This is a genomic window from Rathayibacter sp. VKM Ac-2856 (genome assembly GCF_013205055.1).
Taxonomy (GTDB): domain Bacteria; phylum Actinomycetota; class Actinomycetes; order Actinomycetales; family Microbacteriaceae; genus Rathayibacter.
In genome coordinates this window covers 186,848-209,651 of sequence record NZ_JABMLF010000005.1, presented here as the reverse complement: position 1 = coordinate 209,651, position 22,804 = coordinate 186,848, and the positions used below count along the sequence as shown (strand labels likewise).

Sequence of the window (22,804 nt, the reverse complement as noted above, 5' to 3'; positions counted from 1 at the left end):
GGCCCGGCGACCCATGCTGGTCGAGTAGCCGCGCAGCGGCGTATCGAGACCTCGCGCTGTCGGTGGGTGGATCTCGATACGCGGCCTGTGGGCGCTACTCGATCAGTATGAGCGGGCCGCAGGCCCAAGTCGCATGGATGGGCCGAAGGCCGGGGCCGCATGGACGGGCCGGAGGCCCGGCGACCCATGCTGGTCGAGTAGCCGCGCAGCGGCGTATCGAGACCTCGCGCTGTCGGTGGGTGGATCTCGATACGCGGCCTGCGGCCGCTACTCGATCAGCATGAGCGGGCTGCAGGCCCGGCGTCCCCTGGACTAGAGGCGGTCGGCGAGGGCTGCGAGGAGTGCGGAGCGGTCCTCGCGCAGGATCGAGGCGCCCGCGCCGGGCACGGTGCGGACCTCCGCGCCGTGGTCGGCGAGGACGCCGCCGAGCGACGAGTGGCCGAGCGCATCCTCCGGCAGGACGGCGAGCGTCGGCACCGGGAACGCGTCCGGGGCGTCGGCCGCGCCGCGCGCCGTGAGGCCGCGAGCCGACTCCGGGTCCCAGAGCGCGTGCGCCGAGACGTCGAGCTCGATCTGCTCGTCGGTCCAGATCGGGTGGCGGTGGCGGAGGTCCTCCGCGTCGCCCTTCTCGACGTGGGCGATCGAGCCGGCGCGGCGCAGGGCGCTGGTCAGTCCCTTCGCATCCGAGAACGCGGGGTCGAGCAGGATCAGCCGCTCGGCACCGTACTCCGGGGCGAGTCGCGCGGCGACGACCGCGCCGAGTCCGTGCCCGAGGACGAGGTCGGGCGTCTGCAGTACCGAGGCGCGCACGTCGTCCGCCCAGTGCTCGATGGAGTACGCCGGCGACTTCGGCGACCCGCCGTGCCCGGCGAGGTCGGGCGCCACGACGCGGTAGCCGTGCTCGTGCAGCGTCGGCACCAGCGCGTACCAGACCCGCGAGTCGGAGCCGAGACCGTGCAGCAGCAGGGCCACCTTCTCCCCGGTCCCGCCGTAGTCGCGCACGTACAGCTCCAGCGGCTCGGCGGCGGCGGCCAGCGCCTTCCGCTCGGCCTTCGTCGGCGGCAGCACGAAGACGTTGCCGAACTCCCTCGGCGCCGGCCCGAACGCGTCGCGCGCGCTCTGCACCACCTTCCGCCCGAGCATCGCGTTGCCCACCCCGCCGAGCGCCGCGCCGATCCCGAACGGCATCGCCCGGCCGACCAGCCCGGCGCCCTGCTGCGCGAGGAAGTGCTTCGCGAACGACTTCTTGGCCCGGTCGGCGAGCTCGCCGACGAGGAACGACGGCAGCCCCTTGGTCACCACCGAGCCCCAGTACTGGTTCATCCCGGTGCTCGTGCCGGTGGCGTGCCCGGCGACCTGGCGCACGAGCTCGCTGCCCGAGGAGCCCATCATCAGCGTGAGGACGAGAGCGCGGGCGCGGTCCGGATCCTCCAGGCGGATGCCGTGCACCTCGGTCACCGACTGCGCGAAGAGCGCGCTCGCCTCGAGGAAGCCGATCGCACCGGCGCCCGAGAGCGCGACGGAGGCGGCGGTGCCGATGCCGGGGACGACCGCGGTCGCTCCGATGGCCGCGCCGCCGGCGGCGACGCTGGAGAGGTACTGGCGCTCGAGCGAGCGGATCAGCTGCTCGGGGGTCGCGTCCGGGCGGCGGCGCCGGAGCGAGCGGATGTTCGCGAGCACCGCGGGCCGCTGGACGGCGAGGACGCGGTCCAGGATCCGGGCCAGCTGCGCGTTCTCGACGTCGGCGGTGCCGGCCTGCTCGAGCTCGTCGCGGTCCTTGCGGTCCTTCTTCGAGGACATGTCTGCACTCCTGCGTCGTGAGGACCCGCGCGTCGTGGTCACGGGGAGCAGCGGGCCGTGCGGCTCGGACTGCCGGTCACTCCGCGGCGGGCTGCGCTTTCGGCGCGTAGTCCTCAGAATACCGGGCGAGGACCTGATCGATCGGTCCGTCGAGCACCAGGCGGCCCTTGTCCAGGTAGAGCCCGCGGGTGCAGAAGCGCCGCAGGTCGCGCTCGTTGTGCGAGACGAAGAACAGCGTCCGGCCGGCGGCGAGGAGCTCCTCGATCCGGGCATAGCACTTCTCGCGGAACGCCTTGTCGCCCACGGCGAGGACCTCGTCGACGAGGATGATCGGCTCCTCGAGCCGAGACACCACCGAGAACGCGATCCGCACCTTCATGCCGCTGGAGAGGTGCTTGTAGGGCGTGTCGAGGAAGTCGCCGATCTCGGCGAACTCGATCATCGACGCGAAGCGCTCGTCCACCTCGCGCTTGGACATCCCGTGCAGCCCCGCCGTGAGGTAGACGTTCTCGCGGACGCTGAGATCGGCGACGAAGCCGCCGGTGATCTCGATCAGCGGGGCGACTCCGCCGCGCACCTCGACCACGCCCTCGTCCGGCAGCACCACGCCGGCCACCAGCTTCAGGAGCGTGGACTTGCCCTGGCCGTTGCGGCCGACGACGCCGATCGCCTCGCCCGCGCGCACCTGCACGTCGAGTCCGCGCAGCACCCAGAACTCGCCCGGGCGCGAGCGCCGCGAGCCGCCGGCGAAGAGGTCCTTGAAGGAGCGGCGGCCGCGCCGGTTGCGCCGGAAGCGGATCCCGAGCCCGCGGCAGTCGATGACGACGGGGGAGTCGCCGGCACTCGTCATCGTCACAGCTCCTTCAGCACCGCGCGCTCGGAGCGGCGGAACACGATCAGGCCGAGGCCGAGCACGAGGAACGAGATCAGCACGGAGGTCAGGATGAGCGGCAGGTCTAGCTCGCTCGCGAAGAAGGTGGAGCGGTAGAGCGCGAAGATCCCGCTGAGGGGGTTGAGCGCCGCCCAGGGCCGGATCGCCTCGGGCAGGTTCGCCGTCGAGTAGATGATCGGCGAGGCGTAGAAGAGGAAGCGCAGCACGAGCTTGATCGCGCGCTCGAGGTCGCGGAAGAACACGACCAGGGGGGCGACCAGCAGTCCGACGCCGAGCGTGAGCACGCCCTGCAGCAGGATCGCGAGGGGGAACAGCAGGATCGCCGGCGTCACTCCCGCGCCCGAGACGACCGCGAAGAGCACCAGCACGGGCAGGCTCGCCACGAACTCGATGCCCTTGGACAGCACGATGCGGCCGACCCAGATGGTGCGCGGGATGGACGTCGACCGCACGAGCTTCGCCTCGCGGAGGAAGGCCCGGGTCGCGTCCGAGGTGGCCTGGTTGAACCACATCCACGGCAGCAGGCCCGCCAGCAGGAAGACGATGTACGGGTCCTCGCCGACCGTGCGCTGGAAGACGACGGTGAAGACGAAGTAGTAGATGCCCGACATCACCAGCGGGTCGAGCACCGACCAGACGTAGCCGAGCGCGCTGGTCGCGTAGCGGACGGTGAGGTCGCGCTTGGTCAGCAGCCAGAGCGAGTGCCGGTAGCGCCAGCCGCGCGAGCGCTGCGGGCGCGGCGCGAACGCGGCGGCGTCGGCGCGTGCGGGACTGCTCACGGCAGACGACTCCTCTCCGGCTCGGACCGAGCCGGAGGAGGCGCGAGCCTCAGACGAAGAGGTTCGCCCGCTCGAGATCCTCGGCGAAGTCCACCTCGACGGCGTAGAGGTCGGAGATGTCCATCGGCTCGACGAGCAGTCTGTCCTGCTCGATCGCCAACTCTATTCCACGCTCGAAGTAGTCCTGGGCGTCGACCCGGGCCAGCTGGCGGATGAGCGCCGGCTTGTCGGCGGCGGAGACGTAGTTGATGCCGACCGCCTCGCCGAGGCCGCCCTTGACGGTCTTGGACAGCTCGTCGATGTAGCCCTCGGCGCTGGTCGTGTACTTGACCTCCTCGTCGGACACCTTGGCGGTGTTGACGGTGACGAAGGAGACGTCCTTCGCGATGAGGCCGGCGGTGCGGTCGAGGATGCGCGGGTCGAAGACGACGTCGCCGTTCATCCAGAGCACGCCGCCCTGACCGGAGGCCTGCAGGGCGCGCAGGAGGCTCTTCGAGGTGTTGGTCTGGTCGTACTGCTCGTTGTAGACGAACGTCGCCGAGGGGAACGCCTCGATGATGTGCTCGAGCTTGTAGCCGACGACGATGCTCACCGGCACCTTCGTGCCGAAGGCGTGGTGGATGTTGTCGAACTGCTGCTGCATGATCGTGCGGCCGTCGCTCAGCGGCGTCAGCGGCTTGGGCAGGGAGCGGCCGAGCCGGCTGCCCATGCCTGCGGCGAGGATCACGACGGAGGCGGGGGCGCCGGTGGATGCGGCCGGGAAGGGCGTGCTCGTCATGTGTTCTCCTCGTGTCGACAGCCGCGGAGCGATGAGTTCACCGCCGCGTAGCGATCATTAACCGGTGTGAAGCGACCTGATCGCTCCCTGGGTCAGCACTTAGTGTACTGTGCACGCCTTCGAAGGCCAGGGGTTGCCGATGGCCGTGTCTCCGGGTCCGATTCCGCCGCGCCCCGTCGGAGGGCCGCGGCGCGCCCCGGCCCCGCCCCGAACGAGTTGCTACCGTAGCCGGATGACGTCCGCGACGAACGCCGAGGAATCCGAGCGCGACGACGCTCCGCCCGCCGAGTCGCAGGCTCCGACCGAGTCGCCGGAGCCCTCTGGGATCGCCGCCGCCGCGGATCCCGAGCACCCCGTCGTCTTCGAGCTGCACGCCCTGACCCGCACCTTCGGGCGCACCGTGGCCGTGGACCGCATCGACCTCGCCGTCCGCGCGGGCACCTTCTACGGGATCATCGGCCCCAACGGCGCGGGCAAGACGACGACGCTGTCGATGATGACGGGCCTGCTCCGCCCGGACACCGGTCGCGTCCTCGTGCACGGGGTCGACGTCTGGAAGGACCCGCGCGCCGCGAAGCCGCTGATCGGCGTGCTGCCCGACCGCCTGCGCCTGTTCGACCGGCTCACCGGAGCGCAGTTCCTCTACTACTCCGCCGCCCTCCGCGGCATCGACCGGGCGACCGCCAAGCAGCGCACCGTCGAGCTGGCCGAGGCGCTCGGCCTCACCGACGCGCTCGAGCGCCTGATCTCCGACTACTCCGCCGGCATGGCCAAGAAGGTCGCGCTGGCCGGCGCCATGATCCACGCGCCGCGGGTCCTCGTCCTCGACGAGCCCTTCGAGTCGGTCGACCCGGTGTCCTCGGCGGCGGTCATCACCGTGCTGCGGCGCTTCGTCGCGGGCGGCGGCACCGTCGTGCTCTCCAGCCACGGCCTCGACTTCATCGAGCGGGTCTGCGACGACGTCGCGGTGATCGTGGGCGGGAAGGTGCTCGCCGCCGGCTCGGTCGAGGAGGTCGCCGGCACCGCGACGCTGGAGGAGCGCTTCCTCGAGCTCGCGGGCGGCAAGCAGATCGCCGAGGGGCTGCAGTGGCTGCACGACTTCTCCGGCTGAGGCTCGACGTCCTCCTCGGCGCCTTCCGCGCCGGTGCACGCCGGACGGGCGGCGCCCTGCTCGGGCTCCTCGTCGTCGTGCTGTCGACGGCGGGCCTGCTCGCCGGTCTCGGCTCGGTCGAGCCGGGCACCTGGCTCGCCTCCGACGCGGTCGTCGCCGGGGGAGCGGTCCTGACCCTCGGCTTCCTGGTGCTCCCGTTCCTGCTCGGCCCGAGGGACCCGATGGATCCGCGCGCGTTCCGGCTCTTCGGCATCCCGAGCGGCCGGCTCGCGGCCGCCCTCGCGCTGACCGGGCTGCTCTCCGTGCCGGTGCTCGCCCTCGTCGTGATCGGCGCCGCGACCGTCCGGCTCTTCCCCGCGGCCGGGGCGCTCGCGGTCGTCGGCCCGCTGCTCGGCGTCCTCACCGCCGCGCTCCTCGCCCGGATCGGCCTCGCCGCCTCGTCGGCGCTGGTGCCCTCGCGCACCGCGCGCGAGCTGCTCGCCGTCCTCGGCCTCGTCCTCCTGCTCGCGGTGCCCGTCGCGCTCGTCCTCGTCACCGGCCTGGACTGGGGCGGCCAGGGCTCGGACGCGCTCGGGCGCCTCGCCGACGCCCTCGCGCCGACCCCCTTCGGCGCCGCCTGGGCGATCGCGCCGAGCGCCGCCGACGGTGCAGCGGCCGGGCCGCTGCTGATCGCCCTCGTCACCCTGGCCGCCGCCGCCGCGCTCTGGTGGCTCGTGGTGCACGCGCTCACCGGCCGTCCGGAGCGCACCTCCCGGCCGCCACGGGGACTGCGCCTCGGCTGGTTCGACGTCCTCGGCGGCAGCCGCACCGGGGCGATCGCGGCGCGCACCATGACGTACTGGCTCCGCGACCCCCGCTACCAGGCCTCGCTCGTCGCCGTGCCGCTGCTGCCCGTGGTCGCCGTGGTGCTGCTCGCGGTGGTCGGCGTGCCGTTCCCGCTGCTCTCGCTGCTGCCCGTCCCGCTCGTCGCCCTCTTCCTCGGCTGGTTCCTGCACAACGATGTCGCCTACGACGGCTCGGCCTTCTGGCTGCACGCGGCCGCCGGGGTGCGCGGCTGGTCGGACCGGCTGGGCCGGGCGTTCCCGACGCTGCTGCTCGGCGTCCCGGTCGTCGTGCTCGGCTCGCTCGTCAGCAGCGCGACCTCCGGGCTCGACGGGGCGCTGCCGGTGCTGATCGCGGTGAACAGCGCGCTCCTGCTCGTGCCCGCCGGCGTCGCGAGCGCCGTCTCGGCGCGGCTCGCCTACCCGGCTCCGCGCCCCGGCGACAGCGCGTTCGTCCAGCCGCAGGCTCCCGGAGCGAGCGGAGCGGGTGCGCAGGCCCTCGCGTTCGGCCTCGGTCTGCTGCTCTCGGCGCCGGCCGTGGTCCTGGCGGTCCAGGCACTGTTCTTCGAGGGCGACCGGGACCGCGCGATCCTCGTGGGCCTGGGCAGCGCGGCCGTCGTCTTCGCCCTCGGCGTGCTGCTCGGCGGCCTCCTCTTCGACCGCCGCGCGGCCGAGCTGGTCTCCTTCACCAGCCGCTACTGAGCCCCGTCCCGGCCGCTGTGCCCGGCCCCTGCCGCCGGGGCGCTCCGAGCGTAGGATCGGACGCATGACGTCCCGATTCGAGAACAGCAGCACCGACCCCCTCGAGGGAGGCGGAGGAACCGCCACCCTCGACCGCGAGCTCGAGGAGCTCCTCAACCAGGAGACGATCGAGCCGGGCGACCACGAGCGCTTCTCCCACTACGTCCCGAAGGACAAGATCCTCGAGAGCGCGATGACCGGCAAGCCCGTCCGCGCCCTCTGCGGCAAGAAGTGGCTGCCGGGTCGCGACCCGGAGAAGTTCCCGGTCTGCCCCTCCTGCAAGGAGATCTACGCCCGGATGAAGTAGGGCGCGCGCCCGGCCCCTCAGCGGGAGCCGGGCCCGCCCGTCCCGCGGCCGGAAGCGGGCCGGCCGCCGCGCTCAGGCGTAGCGGGTCGGGATGACCGGGTCGCCGCGACCGAGACGCAGCGCGTCCAGCGGCAGCTCCAGCACGGTGTTCGCCCGGTGCTCGCGCGCCGCGACGACACCGGCGGCCCCGAGATGCTCCTCGCGGATCCGCCCGTCCTCGATCAGCGGCACCAGCAGGGCGCGCTCGTCCTCGCCGACGGCGCCCTCGGGCCCGGCGCCGACGTGCACGACCTCCTCGACGGCCACGCCGTCCTCGGTCAGGCGGCGGCCCGCGGCCTTCCGCCCGCCGATGGAGGCCTTCGAGGCCGACTTCTTCGCCACCGAGACCCACTCGCCGGCGTCGTCCTCGTGCGCGACCAGCTTGTAGACCATCCCGGCGGTCGGGTGCCCCGAGCCGGTGGCGACGGAGGTGCCGACGCCGTAGGAGTCGACGGGCGAGGCGGCCAGCGCCGCGATCCCGTACTCGTCGAGGTCGTTCGTGACGGTGATCCGGGTGCCCGTGGCGCCGAGCCCGTCCAGCTGCGCGCGGACCGCGGCGACCTGCTGGGGGAGATCGCCCGAGTCGATCCGCACCGCGCCGAGCGAGGTGCCGGCGACGCGGACCGCGAGGTCCACGGCGGCCGTGACGTCGTAGGTGTCGACGAGGAGGGTCGTGCCGGAGCCGAGCGCGGCGACCTGCGCGCGGAAGGCCTCCTCCTCCGAGTCGTGCAGCAGCGTGAACGCGTGCGCGGAGGTGCCCATGGTCGGCACACCCCAGCTGCGGCCGGCCTCGAGGTTCGAGGTGGCGCCGAAGCCGGCGATGTGGGCGGCGCGCGCAGCGGCGACGGCCGAGCGCTCGCCGGCCCGGCGCGAGCCCATCTCGGCCAGCGGTCGGCCGTCGGCGGCGGAGACCATCCGGGCGGCGGCGCTCGCGACGGCACTGTCGTGGTTGAGGACGCTCAGCACGAGGGTCTCGAGCAGCACCCCCTCGGCGAACGGCGCCTCGACGATCAGGACGGGCGAGCCGGGCAGGTAGACCTCGCCCTCGCGGTAGCCCCACATGTCGCCGCTGAAGCGGTAGTCGGCCAGCCAGTCGAGGGTGCGGGCGTCGACGACGCGGTTCTCGCGCAGCCAGGTCAGCTCGGAGTCGCCGAAGCGGAAGCGCGAGATCAGCTCCAGCAGGCGGCCGGTGCCGGCGAGCACCCCGTAGCGGCGGCCGGGCGGGAGGCTCCGCGCGAACACCTCGAACATGCAGCGCCGCTCGGCGGTGCCGCTGCCGAGAGCGCCCTCGACCATCGTCAGCTCGTAGCGGTCGGTGAGGAAGGACGTGGCATCCATCCGCCCAGTGTTCCATGCGGCGCCCGCGGCCCCCGCATCCGGCCGCAGCGGCTCGCGGGGCCCCGGGCTCCGAGGCTCCGCGGAGGGCGCGGGTAGGCTGTTCCCCCGTGACGGACGCACCCCTCGGCATCTTCGACTCCGGCGTCGGCGGACTCACCGTCGCCCGCGCCGTCATCGACCAGCTGCAGAACGAGTCGATCGTCTACCTCGGCGACACCGCGCACTCGCCCTACGGCCCGAAGCCCCTCGCCGACGTCCGCGCCTACGCCCTCGACACGCTCGACACCCTCGTCGACCAGGGCGCGAAGCTCCTCGTCATCGCCTGCAACACCGCGTCCGCGGCGATGATGCGCGACGCCCGCGAGCGCTACACGATCGGCCGCGGCATCCCCGTGATCGAGGTCATCCAGCCCGCCGTCCGCAGCGCCGTCCGCGACACCCGCAACCGCCGCGTCGGCGTGATCGGCACCGTCGGCACGATCCGCTCGCGCGCCTACGACGACGCGTTCGTCGCCGCTCCCGACCTCGAGCTGGTCACCGCCGCCTGCCCGCGCTTCGTCGAGTTCGTCGAGGCCGGGGTCACCTGGAGCGACGAGCTGCTGGCGCTCGCCGAGGAGTACCTCGCGCCGATGAAGAGGGCCGGTGTCGACACCCTCGTTCTCGGCTGCACGCACTACCCGCTGCTGCGCGGCGCCATCGCCTACGTGATGGGGCCCGATGTCCGACTGGTCTCGAGCGCCGAGGAGACCGCGCTCGACGTGTACCGGACGCTCGTCGCCCACGGCCTGCAGCGCACCGCCGCCGCGCCGCCGACGTACCGCTGGGAGGAGACCGGGTCGAGCGACTTCGTCCGCCTCGCCCGCCGCTTCCTCGGCCCCGAGGTCTCGAGCGTCGACCTCGTCGAGACCGGCACGATCAACCTCCGCGAGCTCGACCGGGCCGCGCGACGCACGACTCCAGGGAGACCCGAGTGACCGACAGCACCGCCGCCCAGCCCGCCGCCCAGCCGACCGTGACGCGCAAGGACGGCCGCGCGCCCGACGAGCTGCGCGCGATCACCATCGAGCGCGGCTGGAGCACCCAGGCCGAGGGCTCCGCGCTGATCTCCTTCGGCAACACCAAGGTGCTCTGCACCGCCTCCTTCACCAACGGCGTCCCGCGCTGGCTGCAGGGCAAGGGCAAGGGCTGGGTCACCGCGGAGTACGCGATGCTGCCCCGCGCCACCAACTCCCGGATGGACCGCGAGGCGGTCAAGGGCAAGGTCGGCGGGCGCACCCACGAGATCTCCCGCCTGATCGGCCGCAGCCTCCGCGCGGTCGTGGACACCAAGGCCCTCGGCGAGAACACGATCGTGATCGACTGCGACGTCCTCCAGGCCGACGGCGGCACCCGCACCGCGGCGATCACCGGCGCCTACGTGGCGATGGTGGACGCGATCGAGTGGGCGCGCGGCAAGAAGTACGTCGGCCAGAAGGCGCAGCCGCTGATCGACAGCCTGTCCGCGGTCTCCGTCGGCATCATCGACGGCGTCCCGATGCTCGACCTGGCGTACGTGGAGGACGTCCGCGCCGAGACCGACATGAACGTCGTCGTCACCGGCCGCGGCCTCTTCGTCGAGGTGCAGGGCACCGCCGAGGGTGCTCCGTTCGACCGCCGCGAGCTCGACGCGCTGCTCGACCTCGCCGTCGGCGGCGCGGCCGACCTGGCCCGCTTCCAGAGCGAGGCGCTCGCCGCGGGGCAGGGCGCGTGAGCCTGGATCTCGTCCTCGCCACCCACAACGCGGGCAAGGTCGAGGAGTTCCGCGCGATGCTCTCCGGCGCGCTGCCGGGCGTGGGCGTGCGCGCCTACGACGGGCCGGAGCCGGTCGAGGACGGCGTCTCCTTCCGGGAGAACGCGCTGATCAAGGCGCGCGCCGCCGCGGCGCACACCGGTCTCGTCGCGCTCGCCGACGACTCCGGCCTCTGCGTCGACGTGCTCGGCGGCTCGCCCGGCATCTTCTCGGCGCGCTGGTCGGGCCGCCCGCACGACGCGGTCGCGAACTACGAGCTGCTGCTCGCGCAGCTGGCCGACGTGAAGCCGGAGCACCGCGGAGCGCACTTCGTCTGCACGATCGCGCTGGTCGTCCCCGAGGCCGTCCTGCCCGGCGGCCGCGAGATCGTCGTCGAGGGCCGCTGGGACGGCGCCATCGCGGCCGGTCCCCGCGGCACGAACGGCCACGGCTACGACCCGGTCTTCGTCCCCGCCGACTCGGCCCTCTCGGCCGCCGAGATCGCCCCCGCCGAGAAGAACGCCCGCAGCCACCGAGCCCGCGCCTTCACCGCCCTCCGAACGCAACTGACGTCCCTGGCGACCACCCTCTCCTAAGGGCGGCGCAGCCCGCCCCCGCGAGATGCCACTTGTGCGCGCGACACGCCGTGTCGGGCGTGCACAAGTGGCATCTCGCGGGGAGCGACGAGGGGTGCGCTCGGGTCAGTGCTTGCGGCGGTCGTCGTCGACGGCGGTGGGGTCGAGGACGAGGGCGCTCGCCTCGGCCGCGTCGGTGTCCTTGTCGGCGGCCAGGCGCGCCTTGCGGCGCTGCTGGAGGAAGTGGAAGAGCGTGGGGATGATCGCGAGGGCCACGGCGCCGATCAGGATGACGTCGATGTAGTGCGAGACGAAGTCGGCGACGGGCGGGATGAAGGCGAGCAGCCAGCCGATGAGGGTCACGCCGCTGCCCCAGACGAGCGCGCCGATCATGTTGTAGAGGCTGTACTTGCGGTAGTTCATGTGCGCGACGCCGGCCGCGATCGGCGCGAAGGTGCGGACGATCGGCACGAATCGCGCGAGGATCACGGCGAGCCCGCCGAAGCGCTCGAAGAAGGCGTTGGTGCGCTTGACGTTCTCGACGCTGAAGAGGCCCGACTCCTTGCGCTCGAAGATGCGCGGCCCGGCCTTGTGCCCGATCAGGTAGCCGACCTCGCCGCCGACGAAGGCCGAGAAGCCGATCGCGAGGCAGATCAGCCAGATCGGCACTCCGAGGCCGCCGTTGGAGGCGTTCTCGTGGGCGAGCAGGCCCGTGATGATGAGCAGCGTGTCACCGGGGAAGAGGAAGCCGATCAGCAGGCCGGTCTCGGCGAAGACGATCGCGCAGACGACCAGCACGCCCCACGGACCGAACGAGGTGAGGATCGTCTCGGGGTCCAGCCAGGGGATCAGGGCGGCGTGGTTCAACGGTTCTCCAGTCGATCAGTGCCGTTCGGCCCGGCCGGCGCCTCAGCCGTCCCCGGTCTGCGGCCGCTCGACCGCGCTCACTGTACCCGCGAATCCGTGGAGAAGACCGGGCCGACCCCCGAAGGTGGCGTCGTGCGGAAGGTGGGACTCGAACCCACATGCCTCTCGGCACAGGAACCTAAATCCTGCGTGTCTGCCATTCCACCACTCCCGCGTGCGGGCTCCAGTGTAGGAGGGGACCCTGCAGCGGGTCAGCCGCGCGGGCGCCGGTGGGGCAGATACCGCGGGATCCAGCGCGAGAGCGCGGCCGCGCCGGCCAGGCCGAGCACGCCCATCGCCCCGGCGGCGAACGGCAGCGAGACGGCCGCGGTCAGCGCGGAGACCGCGATCGGCGCCGCGGCGTTGCCCGCGTCACCGGTGAAGCGGAACGCGCCGAGGAAGGGCGCCGGGTCGGCCGGCGGCGCGAGATCCGCGCCGATCGTCATCAGGATCCCCGAGCCGATGCCGTTCGCCACGGCGAGCACGCAGGCCACCGCGACGAACCACGGCACCGGGTCCGCCGCGAGCAGCGTCGCCACCAGCAGCAGGTGCCCGACGCCCAGGCCGATCATCGAGGGGATCGCCGTGGCACCGCGGCCGAAGCGGTCCATCACCTGGCCGCCCGCGTAGAAGAGGGCGAAGTCGAGGGCGCCGGCGACGCCGATGATGATCGCGGTGTCGGTCTCCGCGAGCCCGAGGCTGACCGCCCAGAGCGGCAGGATCAGCGTCCGGCTCGCGCGCAGGGCGCCGATCACGGCCGCGCCCGAGCCCATCCGCGCCAGCACCCCGCGGTGGGAGCGGAGGGTGCGGACGAGTCCGGGGGAGGACTCCGGCACGACGGCGGCGTCGACGGCGGCGTCGAGCGCCGGGTCGGCGGAGGCGGCCGCCGCGCGGCGCAGCACCGTCGCCGGGTCGGGGACGAGCAGCAGCACGACGACCGCGGCGACGCAGCAGGCGATGTGCACCCAGAAGATCGACTCGACCGAGCCGCTGAGGTGCACGACCCCCGCCGCGAGGAACGGGCCGATCAGCCAGCCCGCCCGGAACACCCCGGCGAGGGAGGAGAGGGCGCGCGCCCGGTGGCTGATCGGGACGAACGAGGTCATGAAGGCGTGCCGGGCGAGCGCGAAGACCGCCGTGGCGAGGCCGATCAGGAAGACGCCGACGGTCAGCGTCACCCACGAGGTCGAGATCAGGCAGATCACCAGGCCGAGGATCGAGGCGGCCGAGGCGCCGAGCATCGCGCCGCGCTCGCCGATCCGCGAGACGATCCAGCCGCTGGGGATGTCGCCCGCGAGCTCGCCGATCATGATCATGCCCGCGACGAGTCCGGCGATCGCCAGCGTCGCGCCGAGATCGCCCGCGACGGCGGGGAGGAGGGGGATGATCGCGCCCTCGCCGACCGAGAAGAGGAGAGTCGGCAGGAAGGTGGAGAGCAGGAGCGGCCCGACGGGGAAGGGGCGCTCGGCGGTGCTGGTCACCGACCCCATCCTAAGCGCCGCTCGTCCGGCGGCCCGCGGCGACCCCGGGCGCCCCCGGTAGTCTGGGGTCACCATGCTGGACAACGACTTCACCGAGCAGATCACTGCTCTCCGCTCCACCTTCTCCGACATCCTCGCCGTCATCGACGTCGACGGCCTCCGCGCGAAGATCGAGGAGCTGAACGAGCAGGCGGGCGCCCCCGACCTCTGGGACGACACCGACAACGCGCAGAAGGTGACCAGCGCGCTGAGCCACCGCCAGTCCGAGCTCGCGCGGATCACCGCGATCGAGCGCCGCCTCGACGACCTCGAGGTCCTGGTCGAGATGGCGAACGAGGCGGACGACGCCGAGTCCGAGCAGGAGGCGATCGCCGAGCTCGAGGCCCTGCAGAAGACCATGGGCGAGCTCGAGGTGCAGACCCTCCTCGACGGCGAGTACGACGACCGCCCCGCCGTCATCACCATCCGCGCCGGGGCCGGCGGCGTCGACGCCTCCGACTTCGCCGAGATGCTGATGCGGATGTACCTCCGCTGGGCGGAGAAGCACAAGTACTCCGCGACGGTCATGGACGCGAGCTACGCGGAGGAGGCGGGCATCAAGTCCGCCACCTTCCAGATCGACGCGCCCTACGCCTTCGGCACCCTCTCCGTCGAGGCCGGCACGCACCGACTCGTGCGGATGAGCCCGTTCGGCGCCGCGGGCAAGCGCCAGACGTCCTTCGCCGCGGTCGAGGTCATCCCGCTGATGGAGGAGGCCGGGGCGATCGAGATCCCGGACAACGACATCCGCGTCGACGTGTTCCGCTCCTCCGGCCCCGGCGGCCAGTCGGTCAACACGACCGACTCCGCGGTGCGCCTCACCCACCTCCCCACCGGCACGGTCGTCTCGATGCAGAACGAGAAGAGCCAGATCCAGAACCGCGCGGCCGCCATGCGCGTGCTGCAGTCGCGCCTGCTGCTGCTGCAGAAGGAGCAGGAGGCCGCGACCAAGAAGGAGCTGGCCGGCACCATCACCGCCAGCTGGGGCGACCAGATGCGCAGCTACGTGCTCGCGCCGTACCAGATGGTCAAGGACCTCCGCACCGACCACGAGGTCGGCAACCCCTCGCACGTCTTCGACGGCGACCTCGACGGCTTCATCGCCGCCGGCATCCGCTGGCGCAAGTCCGCCTGACCGGCGGCGACCGCTCGGGCGCCGAGCCGGGCCGCAGCGCAGCGGGCGGTCCGTGCCACGTTCCGCGCACGAGAGCGATGTGAGCCGGTCGCGTTCTACCGTGGCAGGGTCTCGATCCGAGACTCCCTCACGAAAGGTGGAACCATGTCGAAGACCCCTCTGCTGCTCACCGCCTCCGCGGCGGGCGTCGTGCTCGCCCTCGCAGCCGGCACCCCGGCGTCCGCGGACGAGCAGGTCCCCGGCCTCGCGCCGTCCTCCGAGTCGTCCCTCTCCGACGTCCTCGCGGAGGACGTCGGACTGGTCCTCGAGGGCGAGTGGTCGTCCCTCGCCGTCGAGGGCGACGTCGAGCTGCCCTCCGATCCCGCCGGCTCCGTCGTGGCCGGCGGCGCCTCCACGGACGTCGCCGCGCTGATCGACGCCGCCGCGCTCCCCGCCCCGTTCTGAACGGTTCACGACGGTTCGGCCGACCTCCGCTGGTGAGCACCCCTCCCCGCCGGTCCACCACGCGGCGGACCGGCGGGGAGCCCTCGCGCACGTCGTCGACCGTGCGCCCGAGGGAGCTCCTCCTTCTCGGGTCCGCTGCACTCGTGGCCGCGGCGGGCGCCTTCGTCGTCGCGTGCGTCATCGGGAACACGACCGGTGCGCTCGACGCGCAGCCCTACGAGGGGTGGGGGCTCGGCTTCGCGGTGGCGCTCGGCCTCGCCGGGGTGCTCCTGCTCGGGGTCGCCGTGCTCCTCGGGCTCGCCTGGGGACGCGCTCGCGGGGGCGGCGTCGCCCCCGCGATCGCGACGACGGCCGCGGCGGCGGCCGTCTGCCTCCTCTTCGGGCTGTCGCTGGTGGGCGCGGGGACGGAGCCGGAGACGTCGATGCCGGCTCCCGGGGCGCAGAGGGCCTCGTCGGCTCTCGCGGTCGCTCTCCTCGGGTGCGCGGGCGTCTCCGCCGGGGCCTTCGTCGTCGCCCTGGTGCGGCGGCCGGGGGAGTCGCGGAGCGCCTGACCGGAGCCGTCGCGGTGCCGGGGGAGGGGCCGCTCGACGCGCCGGGAGGAGCCTGACGGTCCGGACTCCGGGATCGTCGCTTACCCTCGTACCGACATGATTCGCTTCGACAACGTCTCCAAGCAGTATCGGGGTGGCACGAGACCCGCCCTGAACGCCATCGATCTCGAGATCCTCCGGGGCGAGTTCGTCTTCCTCGTCGGCGCCTCCGGGTCCGGCAAGTCCAGCTGCCTCCGCCTGATCCTCAAGGAGGAGCGGCCCTCCTCCGGCTCGATCCACGTGCTCGGGCAGAACCTGGGCAAGATCTCGAGCCGCAAGGTCCCCTACTTCCGCCGCAACATGGGCGTGGTGTTCCAGGACTTCCGGCTCCTGCCGAACAAGTCCGTCTTCGACAACGTCGCCTTCAGCCTCCAGGTGATCGGCAAGTCGAAGGGCTACATCCAGGAGGCGGTCCCGGACACGCTCAAGATGGTGGGCCTCGCCGGCAAGGCCGCGCGCCTGCCGCACGAGCTCTCCGGTGGCGAGCAGCAGCGCGTGGCCATCGCCCGCGCCGTCGTGAACAAGCCCGCGGTGCTCCTCGCCGACGAGCCGACCGGAAACCTCGACCCGACCACCAGCGCCGGCATCATGGCGCTCCTCGAGCGGATCAACGCGGGCGGCACGACCGTCATCATGGCCACCCACGAGGCCGGCATCGTCGACCAGATGAAGCGGCGCGTCATCGAGCTCTCGGCCGGCAGCATCGTCCGCGACGAGAGCCAGGGCGGCTACGGCCAGACCGAGAGCATCACGGTCGTGCACGACGGCGTCGTCGTGGTCGCGGCCGACGACCACCCGACCGCGACCGCCTCGATCGCGGTCCCCGTCCTCACCGAGAGCGCCCTGGCCCCGGCCGAGGTCCCCGAGGTCGACCTGCGCCGCGAGCCGGCTCCCGCCGCTGCGGCGCCGGAGCAGCCCGAGCACGGCGCCGCCTTCGCGCGCCCGCAGACCGCGCCGCAGCCCCGGCTCCCCGAGGGCCGCCGCTCGGCCGCGGCCCCGGAGACGCACGTCGCTCCGGCCCGCCCCGCGACGCGCTCGAACCCGGTCGTCCCGCCGCCGCCCCCGGCGCCGTCGGAGACCCCTGCCTCGCCCCGCGTGGTCGAGCTGCAGAGCCAGACCGGCCCGATCTACCTCCCCGCCGACACCGGGGCCCTCCCCGAGGAGTCGCTCGCGGCCCGTCTGGGGCTGCGCGCCCACAAGGGCGAGGGCGACGAGTCCGGGGACGACCAGCAGGATGTAGGACCCGTCAAGTGAGATTCGCACTCATCTGGTCGGAGGTCTCGAGCGGCCTCCGACGCAACGTCTCCATGGTCGTCTCGGTGATCCTGGTGACCTTCATCTCGCTCACCTTCGTCGGCACCGCGATCCTGCTGCAGATGCAGATCGGCCAGATGAAGAACTTCTGGTACGACAAGGCCCAGGTCGCGGTGTACATGTGCACCGCCACCTCCGGCGGCTCGAACTGCAGCGGATCCGACGCGACCCAGGAGCAGATCGACACCGTCGAGTCGCAGCTCGAGGGCGCCACGCTCGCGCCGTACATCGACCGCTCCTACTTCGAGGACCACGACCAGGCCTACGCCAACTTCCAGGAGCAGTTCGCCGGGAACCCGGTCGCCGAGTACGTCACGCCCGACCTGCTCAACCAGACCTTCTGGATCAACCTGAAGGACCCGACCCAGTCGGACGTGCTGGTGGAGAGCCTGTCGAGCGTCTCCGGGGTCGAGAGCGTCACGGACCAGAAGCAGTACCTCGACCAGATCTTCTCGATCCTGAACGCGGCCAGCTACACGGCCATCGGCATCGCGGTGCTGATGCTCGTGGCGGCGGTGCTGCTGATCGCCACGACGATCCGATTGTCGGCGTTCTCGAGGAGACGGGAGCTGGGCATCATGCGGCTCGTCGGCGCCTCCAACCGGTTCATCCAGACCCCGTTCATCCTCGAGGGCGTGTTCGCGGCGCTGCTCGGCTCGATCCTCGCGGGGGTCGCGGTCGTGGCGATCGTGGTCTTCTTCGTGCAGGGCTTCCTGGCGTACCGGATCCCGCTGACGTCCTTCGTCGGCGTGGACGACGCGCTCATCGTCGTGCCGATCCTCATCCTGGTCGGCATCGTGCTGGCCGCCGTCTCGGCGAACGTGGCGATCGCTCGGTACCTGCGGGTCTAGACCGACCGGCGGGCCTGCTGCGGATCGGGCGGCCCGGCGGATGGGGCCTCGCGCGGCCGTATACTGGTGGGCTGCCCCGATCGGGGCGTCTCGTCATCGCTCTCGGACTGGAGGAGCCGCCGTGCCCAGGGAACAGGGACAGAAGGTCGTCGCGACCAACCGCAAGGCGCGCCACGACTACCTCATCGAGGACACCTATGAGGCGGGACTCGTGCTCTCGGGCACCGAGGTCAAGTCGCTGCGCGCCGGCCGCGCGTCCCTCGTGGACGGCTACGCCTTCGTCGACGGCGGCGAGGCGTGGCTCGATGCCGTGCACATCAACGAGTGGGCCCAGGGCACCTGGACGAACCACCCGCCTCGACGCAAGCGCAAGCTGCTGCTGCACAAGGCGCAGATCCTCAAGATCCACAACAAGGTGAAGGAGGGCGGGTACACGCTGATCCCGCTCTCGCTCTACTTCAGCGACGGCAAGGCCAAGGTCGAGCTCGCGGTCGCGAAGGGCAAGAAGGACTACGACAAGCGCCAGGTGCTCCGCGAGCGCCAGGACCGCCGCGAGGCCGACCGCGCCATGTCGACCCGCCGCCGCCTCGGCGAGTAGGCCGGCTCCGAGTCGCTCCGGGCGACGCCGGCCCGTCGACCGGCGCCGCCCTCGCGCAAGCCCGGGGGAGCGGCTCGCGGATCCTGAGAGACTGGGGACGTGACCTCTCCCGACAGCGCCTCCGACGCGCCGCTCTCCGCCGCCGAGGAGAAGACGCGCTGGCGGGCCTTCGCCGTCGCGGTCTCCGTCGCCGCCTTCACGATCCTCGACCTCTCCAAGGTCAACGTCGGGCTGCCGTCGATCGAGAAGTCGCTCTCGGCCGACCCGAGCCAGCTGCAGCTCATCGTCGCCGGCTACGCGCTCGCCTTCGGCCTCTCGCTGGTGCCCTCGGGCCGACTCGGCGACATCAAGTCGCGGCGGCTGCTCTTCCTCGTCGGGCTCACCGCCTTCACTCTCGCGAGCCTGCTCTGCGCGGTCGCGCCGACCATCGAGCTGCTCGTGGTCGCCCGATTCGTGCAGGGCATCGCGGCGGGCATCCAGATGCCGCAGGTGCTCGGCCTGGTGCAGCAGCTGTTCACCGGTGCGGCCCGGGCGCGCGCGTTCGGCGTCTTCGGCGCCGTCATCGGCCTCTCCACGGCGTTCGGGCCGACCCTCGGCGGTCTGCTCATCGCGATCGGCGGCGAGCAGGACGGCTGGCGCCTGCTGTTCTGGATGAACATCCCGCTCGGCATCGCCGCGCTCGTCTTCGCCTGGAAGCTCTTGCCGAAGGTGCAGCGGACACCGCAGGGCGACACCTCGCTCGACCCGGTCGGGCTCCTCCTGCTCGGCGTCACGATCTTCGCCTTCATGCTGCCGTTCCTGCTCACCACCGGTGCCTCGACGGACTCGCCGTTCCGGTGGTTCTGGCTGCTGCTCGCGGCAGTGGCGGCCTTCGCCTTCGTGAAGTGGGAGGCGCACTACGCCGCGAAGGACCGGACGCCGGTCATCGACTTCCGGATCTTCCGCACCAGCTCGTACCGCAACGGCATCCTCGTCGCGACGTCGTACTTCGCGGCGATCCCGGCGACCTTCCTGCTGACGACGCTCTTCCTCCAGCAGGGCCTCGGCCTCGCCCCGGTCTTCGCGGGGATGGTCAGCATCCCGTTCGCACTGAGCTCCGCGGTCACCGCCTGGTACGGCGGCAAGCTGGTCCAGCGCTACGGCCGCGCGCTCGTCGTCGTGGGCATCGTGCTCGTCGTGATCGGCTTCACCCTCGTGCTGCTCGCGGCCGAGCTGCTGCCGGCCGAGACGGCCGCCTACGGGATGGGCGCCGCGATGCTCGTCGCGGGAGCGGGCGGCGGCTTCGTCGTCTCGCCCAACCAGACGCTCACGCTCGCCGAGATCTCGCCGGAGCAGGGCGGTGTCGCCGGCTCGGTCGGACAGCTCGGGCAGCGCGTCGGCACCGCGGTCGGCACGGCCTGCGCCTCGGCGATCTTCTTCGCCACGCTCGCCAGCGAGGAGGGCATGGCCGAGGGGCTCGACCGCTACCACGACGCCTTCCGCAACGGCTACTTCGTCACGCTCGGGCTGATCGCGCTGGCGCTGGTGCTCGGACTGCTCGATCTGCGCCGTCGACGGGTCACGGCCCGCTCGACGAGGTAGACTCTTCTCTCGTAACTCCACAGTGTGCGACGACGACCCACTCCCACCGGCCATCGGCCGGCGAGTGCTCGCGGGGATGATCGGTTTCGACATTGCCTGCGAAACTGCGAGAAGCGGGTCGAGGATTCAGGGTTATCTCGTTAACGATCTCTGAAAAACACAGGTGCCGAACAGAAGCGCACCGACTTCGCTCTCGCTGCCTAAGCCAGAGTAGATAGTCCGTCAGCCCGTGGGTGCGTCCTCGCCCCGGATCCTGGCGTCATCTAGAGGACTTGCTGCGTCGTTACGCCTGAGGGCGACGCGGGACTCGAACTCGGGCTGGGCCTGTCGACCGATGCGCCAGTGGTAACGGTCGGGGCCGAGCAGAACGCTCTCACTGGCTACACCCGTAGAAGGCGCAGAATCACAGCGATGGACGGGGGTTCGATTCCCCCCATCTCCACCACCGGTCGTCGTCGCACACGTGGAGCTGCTGCTCCGAGCCGCCGGTGTCCGGCCTGCTCGTGGTCCGCGCTCCTGTGCTGCCGCCGCTACTCCGGCCGGACGTCGAGCTGTCGCACGCGGCCGTACAGGGTCAGCAGCGCGAGGCGCTCGTCGTCGTCGCGCGCGGGGCCGGTCGCGGGCTCCTCGAGCGTCTCGGGCGGCGTCCAGGCCCGATAGAGGTTCTCCGGAGTGACGACCGCCGCCGTCGCCCCCTCCGGGTAGTGCGCGTGGGTGTCCAGGGGGAGCTCGGCGAACCCGCCCGGGAGCATCCGCACGAGGGCGCGCACGAGCGGTGCGAGGCGCTCGGCGCGGTCGGCGTCCACCGTCAGCGTCACCGCGTTCATCGCCGCGAGCGCCGCGACCAGGTGCTCGACCGCGTGGTCGTCGGAGCACTCCTCGGTGACCAGCAGCGCGACGACCCCGCGCGGCTTCAGCCAGCCGAGGACCGCCTCCTCGGCGTCGCCGTGCACCGACACCACCCGGTCGGAGGTCAGCGCGTAGTCGTGCACCAGCCGACCCCAGCGCCGGACGGCCTCCTCCGGTGACCCGCTCAGCGCCTCCGCGGCGGCGAGCAGCGCGCTCTGCCGCTGCAGCCGGGTGAAGAGGGTGTCCGCCGGCCGGAGCTCGTGCTGCGCGGTCGCGGACCGCTCCGGGTCGATGCCCTCCGGGGCGCCTTCAGCGTGCTCGTGCATCCGGACTCCTGAAGCGCGTCGCGGCGCCCCCGAGCCGATGGTCGATCGTGTGTGATCGTCCGTCCACGATGCGCGCGCGCCGCGATGCTGTCAATCTCCGCCAGGGAGGCTTGACGGCGCGGGCGACCCGAGCGCGACCGCCTCGTCAGCGGCGAGGCTCGGAGAGAGCGCGCACATCCATCGGGAGAACTTAATAAAGAAAGTTCGGAAAGTTGTGGCGCGAGCCGCGGCGCCCGCGTAATGTCGCCCCCATCGAACGGCAGGAGCCCTGCGCGATCGGCGGTCGTCCCGCCGCCGCGGGCCGGTGCCGGATCCACGACGCCACAATGATGTGAGAGAAGGAACAGCGATGACGAAGTTCAGGTTCCCGGCAGCAGTCGGACTCGCCGCGGCAGCAGCACTGGTTCTGGCCGGGTGCAGCGGAGCCGGATCCGAGGGTGACGCCTCGGTCGAGGCGAGCGACTCGGGGGAGGTCACCTGGTGGGGCTGGACGCCCGACACCCCTGTCGCCGAGCGGTACATCGCCGCGTTCAACGAGGAGTACCCGGACATCGAGGTCACCTACAAGAACTTCGAGAACGTGGACTTCCGCACCACGATCACCCCGGCCCTGGACTCGGGCAAGGGCCCCGACGTGTTCGACCTCTCGCCCGCCGGTGGATCGCCCGACCTCTGGGGCCCGTACGCGATCGACCTCGCTCCCGTCGCCGAGGCCGCGTTGGGCTCGGGCTGGGAGTCCGAGCTCGGCGACGGCTACGTCGAGCAGCTGACCGATTCGGAGGGACGGCTCGTCTCCCTGCCGCTCGGCGGGATGGCGGCCGGCTTCCTCTGGTACAACCAGGACCTCCTGACCCAGGCCGGCGCCGAGGTGCCCACCGACTACGACTCGTGGGTGGACACCTGCGCTAAGGTCACCGCCCTCGGCAAGACCTGCTTCACGATGGGCGCCGGCGGCGAGGACACCTTCCCGAGCGAGATGTACCACGCGATCGCGAACTCGGTCGATCCCGACTTCTTCATCGAGGCGGCCACCGGCCAGGCGAAGTGGGACGACCCGCAGGGCATCGAGACGCTCCAGATCATCAAGGACATGAAGGACGACGGCATCATCGCCGCCGACGCCCTCGACGGCACCCAGTACCCCCTCGCGAACGAGCAGTTCATGAAGGGCGACGCGGCCATGGTCCAGATGGGCTTCTGGTACACGCAGTACTCCGGCGCCGAGTCGTGCAAGGCGGCTCGCGAGGCGGCCGGCGTGAGCGACCCCACCTGCTTCGTGCAGCTGCCGGCGCAGTTCCCCGACGTCGCGGGCAAGGGCAACGGCTCGGCGGTCTTCGGCGAGGCGGACTACGGCCTCGCGATCAACGCCGACTCGCCGAACATCGGCGCGGCGAAGACCTTCGTCAGCTGGATGACCATGTCCGAGGCGGGCCAGCAGAACGTCGCGAACGCCCTCGACCTCCTCCCCGCGCTGCGGGGTGTCGCGCCGGACTGGTCCAGCATCGCGCTGGTCGACCAGTCCGTGCAGCAGGCGGCGATCGAGTCGCTCATCGCGGAGAGCTCCGCCGCCGACCAATCGCGCCAGTGGCAGACCTCCGAGACGACGCTCGACGCGGTGGTGCTGGCGATCCAGCAGATCCTCGACCCCACGATCGACAAGTCCGTCGAGGAGATCGCCGCCGAGATGCAGGCCGGCTCCGAGGCGACCTCCATCGGTCTCGACTGAACCGCGATCGGAACC

The 22,804-nt window shown here is 72.1% G+C and carries 22 protein-coding genes, 1 tRNA gene and 1 other RNA gene; 15 read left to right on the top strand and 9 right to left on the bottom strand.

Going from position 1 to position 22,804, the window contains the following annotated elements:
- Positions 1-312: 312 nt before the first annotated feature.
- The 4 genes from HQQ82_RS16210 to HQQ82_RS16195 form a co-directional block, all read right to left on the bottom strand.
- Entirely contained in the window at positions 313-1,800 is a 1,488-nt protein-coding gene (locus HQQ82_RS16210; protein WP_173235061.1) for an alpha/beta fold hydrolase, read from the bottom strand.
- 76 nt (positions 1,801-1,876) lie between these two features.
- On the bottom strand, positions 1,877-2,650 hold the full coding sequence (locus HQQ82_RS16205) for an ABC transporter ATP-binding protein (protein ID WP_173235059.1): 774 nt from the start codon (positions 2,648-2,650) through the stop codon (positions 1,877-1,879).
- A gap of 2 nt (positions 2,651-2,652) precedes the next feature.
- Entirely contained in the window at positions 2,653-3,471 is an 819-nt protein-coding gene (locus tag HQQ82_RS16200) for an ABC transporter permease (protein WP_173235057.1), read from the bottom strand.
- A gap of 49 nt (positions 3,472-3,520) precedes the next feature.
- Complete coding sequence (locus tag HQQ82_RS16195; protein ID WP_173235055.1) at positions 3,521-4,249, bottom strand: NTP transferase domain-containing protein; 729 nt, start codon at positions 4,247-4,249, stop codon at positions 3,521-3,523.
- Positions 4,250-4,481: 232 nt separating this feature from the next.
- Between HQQ82_RS16195 and HQQ82_RS16190 the strand changes: the two genes are divergently transcribed.
- The 3 genes from HQQ82_RS16190 (at position 4,482) to HQQ82_RS16180 (ending at position 7,229) form a co-directional block, all read left to right on the top strand.
- Positions 4,482-5,360 carry an ABC transporter ATP-binding protein gene (locus HQQ82_RS16190; protein ID WP_173235053.1) on the top strand — a complete coding sequence of 293 codons (879 nt, stop codon included), beginning with the start codon at positions 4,482-4,484 and terminating at the stop codon, positions 5,358-5,360.
- Positions 5,336-6,883, top strand: a complete 1,548-nt coding sequence (locus tag HQQ82_RS16185; protein WP_173235051.1) for an ABC transporter permease — start codon at positions 5,336-5,338, stop codon at positions 6,881-6,883. Before HQQ82_RS16190 ends, HQQ82_RS16185 begins: the two co-directional genes overlap by 25 nt.
- Before the next feature lie 64 nt (positions 6,884-6,947).
- Entirely contained in the window at positions 6,948-7,229 is a 282-nt protein-coding gene (locus HQQ82_RS16180) for a DUF3039 domain-containing protein (RefSeq protein WP_123448008.1), read from the top strand.
- Between the two features lie 72 nt (positions 7,230-7,301).
- Here the strand turns inward: HQQ82_RS16180 and HQQ82_RS16175 are convergent, their stop codons facing one another.
- Positions 7,302-8,606, bottom strand: coding sequence for a nicotinate phosphoribosyltransferase (locus tag HQQ82_RS16175; RefSeq protein ID WP_173235049.1), 1,305 nt, complete (start codon positions 8,604-8,606; stop codon positions 7,302-7,304).
- Between the two features lie 107 nt (positions 8,607-8,713).
- Here HQQ82_RS16175 and murI point away from each other — a divergent pair, with 107 nt between their 5' ends.
- The 3 genes from murI to rdgB are packed head-to-tail and all read left to right on the top strand — an operon-like array spanning position 8,714 to position 10,970.
- The gene (gene murI, locus HQQ82_RS16170) at positions 8,714-9,580 is read left to right on the top strand and encodes a glutamate racemase (RefSeq protein ID WP_367947979.1); all 867 of its coding nucleotides are present in this window, start codon (positions 8,714-8,716) and stop codon (positions 9,578-9,580) included.
- A 38-nt stretch (positions 9,581-9,618) separates the two neighbouring features.
- A complete protein-coding gene (gene rph, locus HQQ82_RS16165) occupies positions 9,619-10,356 on the top strand; it encodes a ribonuclease PH (RefSeq protein WP_173235283.1) in 738 nt (245 codons plus the stop codon).
- Positions 10,353-10,970, top strand: coding sequence for an RdgB/HAM1 family non-canonical purine NTP pyrophosphatase (gene rdgB, locus HQQ82_RS16160; RefSeq protein ID WP_173235045.1), 618 nt, complete (start codon positions 10,353-10,355; stop codon positions 10,968-10,970). Before rph ends, rdgB begins: the two co-directional genes overlap by 4 nt.
- Positions 10,971-11,075: 105 nt before the next feature.
- Here the strand turns inward: rdgB and HQQ82_RS16155 are convergent, their stop codons facing one another.
- The 3 genes from HQQ82_RS16155 to HQQ82_RS16145 form a co-directional block, all read right to left on the bottom strand.
- On the bottom strand, positions 11,076-11,816 hold the full coding sequence (locus HQQ82_RS16155) for a DedA family protein (RefSeq protein ID WP_173235043.1): 741 nt from the start codon (positions 11,814-11,816) through the stop codon (positions 11,076-11,078).
- A 133-nt stretch (positions 11,817-11,949) separates the two neighbouring features.
- Positions 11,950-12,030, bottom strand: a tRNA-Leu gene (locus tag HQQ82_RS16150).
- Positions 12,031-12,067: 37 nt separating this feature from the next.
- Positions 12,068-13,336 (bottom strand): MFS transporter, encoded by a 1,269-nt coding sequence (locus tag HQQ82_RS16145; RefSeq protein ID WP_367947978.1) that lies wholly within the window; start codon positions 13,334-13,336, stop codon positions 12,068-12,070.
- Positions 13,337-13,409: 73 nt separating this feature from the next.
- On the opposite strand from HQQ82_RS16145, the gene prfB reads away from it, so the two are divergent.
- The 8 genes from prfB to ssrA all read left to right on the top strand — a co-directional run bounded on the left by prfB (position 13,410) and on the right by ssrA (position 20,333).
- The gene (prfB, locus tag HQQ82_RS16140; protein WP_173235039.1) at positions 13,410-14,510 is read left to right on the top strand and encodes a peptide chain release factor 2; all 1,101 of its coding nucleotides are present in this window, start codon (positions 13,410-13,412) and stop codon (positions 14,508-14,510) included.
- Positions 14,511-14,654: 144 nt separating this feature from the next.
- Positions 14,655-14,954 carry a hypothetical protein gene (locus HQQ82_RS16135; RefSeq protein ID WP_173235037.1) on the top strand — a complete coding sequence of 100 codons (300 nt, stop codon included), beginning with the start codon at positions 14,655-14,657 and terminating at the stop codon, positions 14,952-14,954.
- A 143-nt stretch (positions 14,955-15,097) separates the two neighbouring features.
- Entirely contained in the window at positions 15,098-15,505 is a 408-nt protein-coding gene (locus HQQ82_RS16130) for a hypothetical protein (RefSeq protein WP_173235035.1), read from the top strand.
- A gap of 96 nt (positions 15,506-15,601) precedes the next feature.
- Positions 15,602-16,798, top strand: coding sequence for a cell division ATP-binding protein FtsE (gene ftsE, locus HQQ82_RS16125; protein ID WP_173235033.1), 1,197 nt, complete (start codon positions 15,602-15,604; stop codon positions 16,796-16,798).
- Positions 16,795-17,709, top strand: a complete 915-nt coding sequence (ftsX, locus tag HQQ82_RS16120; protein WP_173235031.1) for a permease-like cell division protein FtsX — start codon at positions 16,795-16,797, stop codon at positions 17,707-17,709. Before ftsE ends, ftsX begins: the two co-directional genes overlap by 4 nt.
- Positions 17,710-17,830: 121 nt before the next feature.
- Complete coding sequence (gene smpB, locus HQQ82_RS16115) at positions 17,831-18,307, top strand: SsrA-binding protein SmpB (RefSeq protein ID WP_173235029.1); 477 nt, start codon at positions 17,831-17,833, stop codon at positions 18,305-18,307.
- A 99-nt stretch (positions 18,308-18,406) separates the two neighbouring features.
- A complete protein-coding gene (locus HQQ82_RS16110) occupies positions 18,407-19,888 on the top strand; it encodes an MFS transporter (RefSeq protein WP_173235027.1) in 1,482 nt (493 codons plus the stop codon).
- A gap of 72 nt (positions 19,889-19,960) precedes the next feature.
- Positions 19,961-20,333, top strand: a transfer-messenger RNA (tmRNA) gene (gene ssrA, locus HQQ82_RS16105).
- Positions 20,334-20,418: 85 nt separating this feature from the next.
- Here the strand turns inward: ssrA and HQQ82_RS16100 are convergent.
- Positions 20,419-21,063 carry a hypothetical protein gene (locus HQQ82_RS16100; RefSeq protein WP_173235025.1) on the bottom strand — a complete coding sequence of 215 codons (645 nt, stop codon included), beginning with the start codon at positions 21,061-21,063 and terminating at the stop codon, positions 20,419-20,421.
- A 349-nt stretch (positions 21,064-21,412) separates the two neighbouring features.
- Here HQQ82_RS16100 and HQQ82_RS16095 point away from each other — a divergent pair, with 349 nt between their 5' ends.
- A complete protein-coding gene (locus HQQ82_RS16095) occupies positions 21,413-22,789 on the top strand; it encodes an ABC transporter substrate-binding protein (protein WP_173235023.1) in 1,377 nt (458 codons plus the stop codon).
- Positions 22,790-22,804 lie beyond the last annotated feature (15 nt).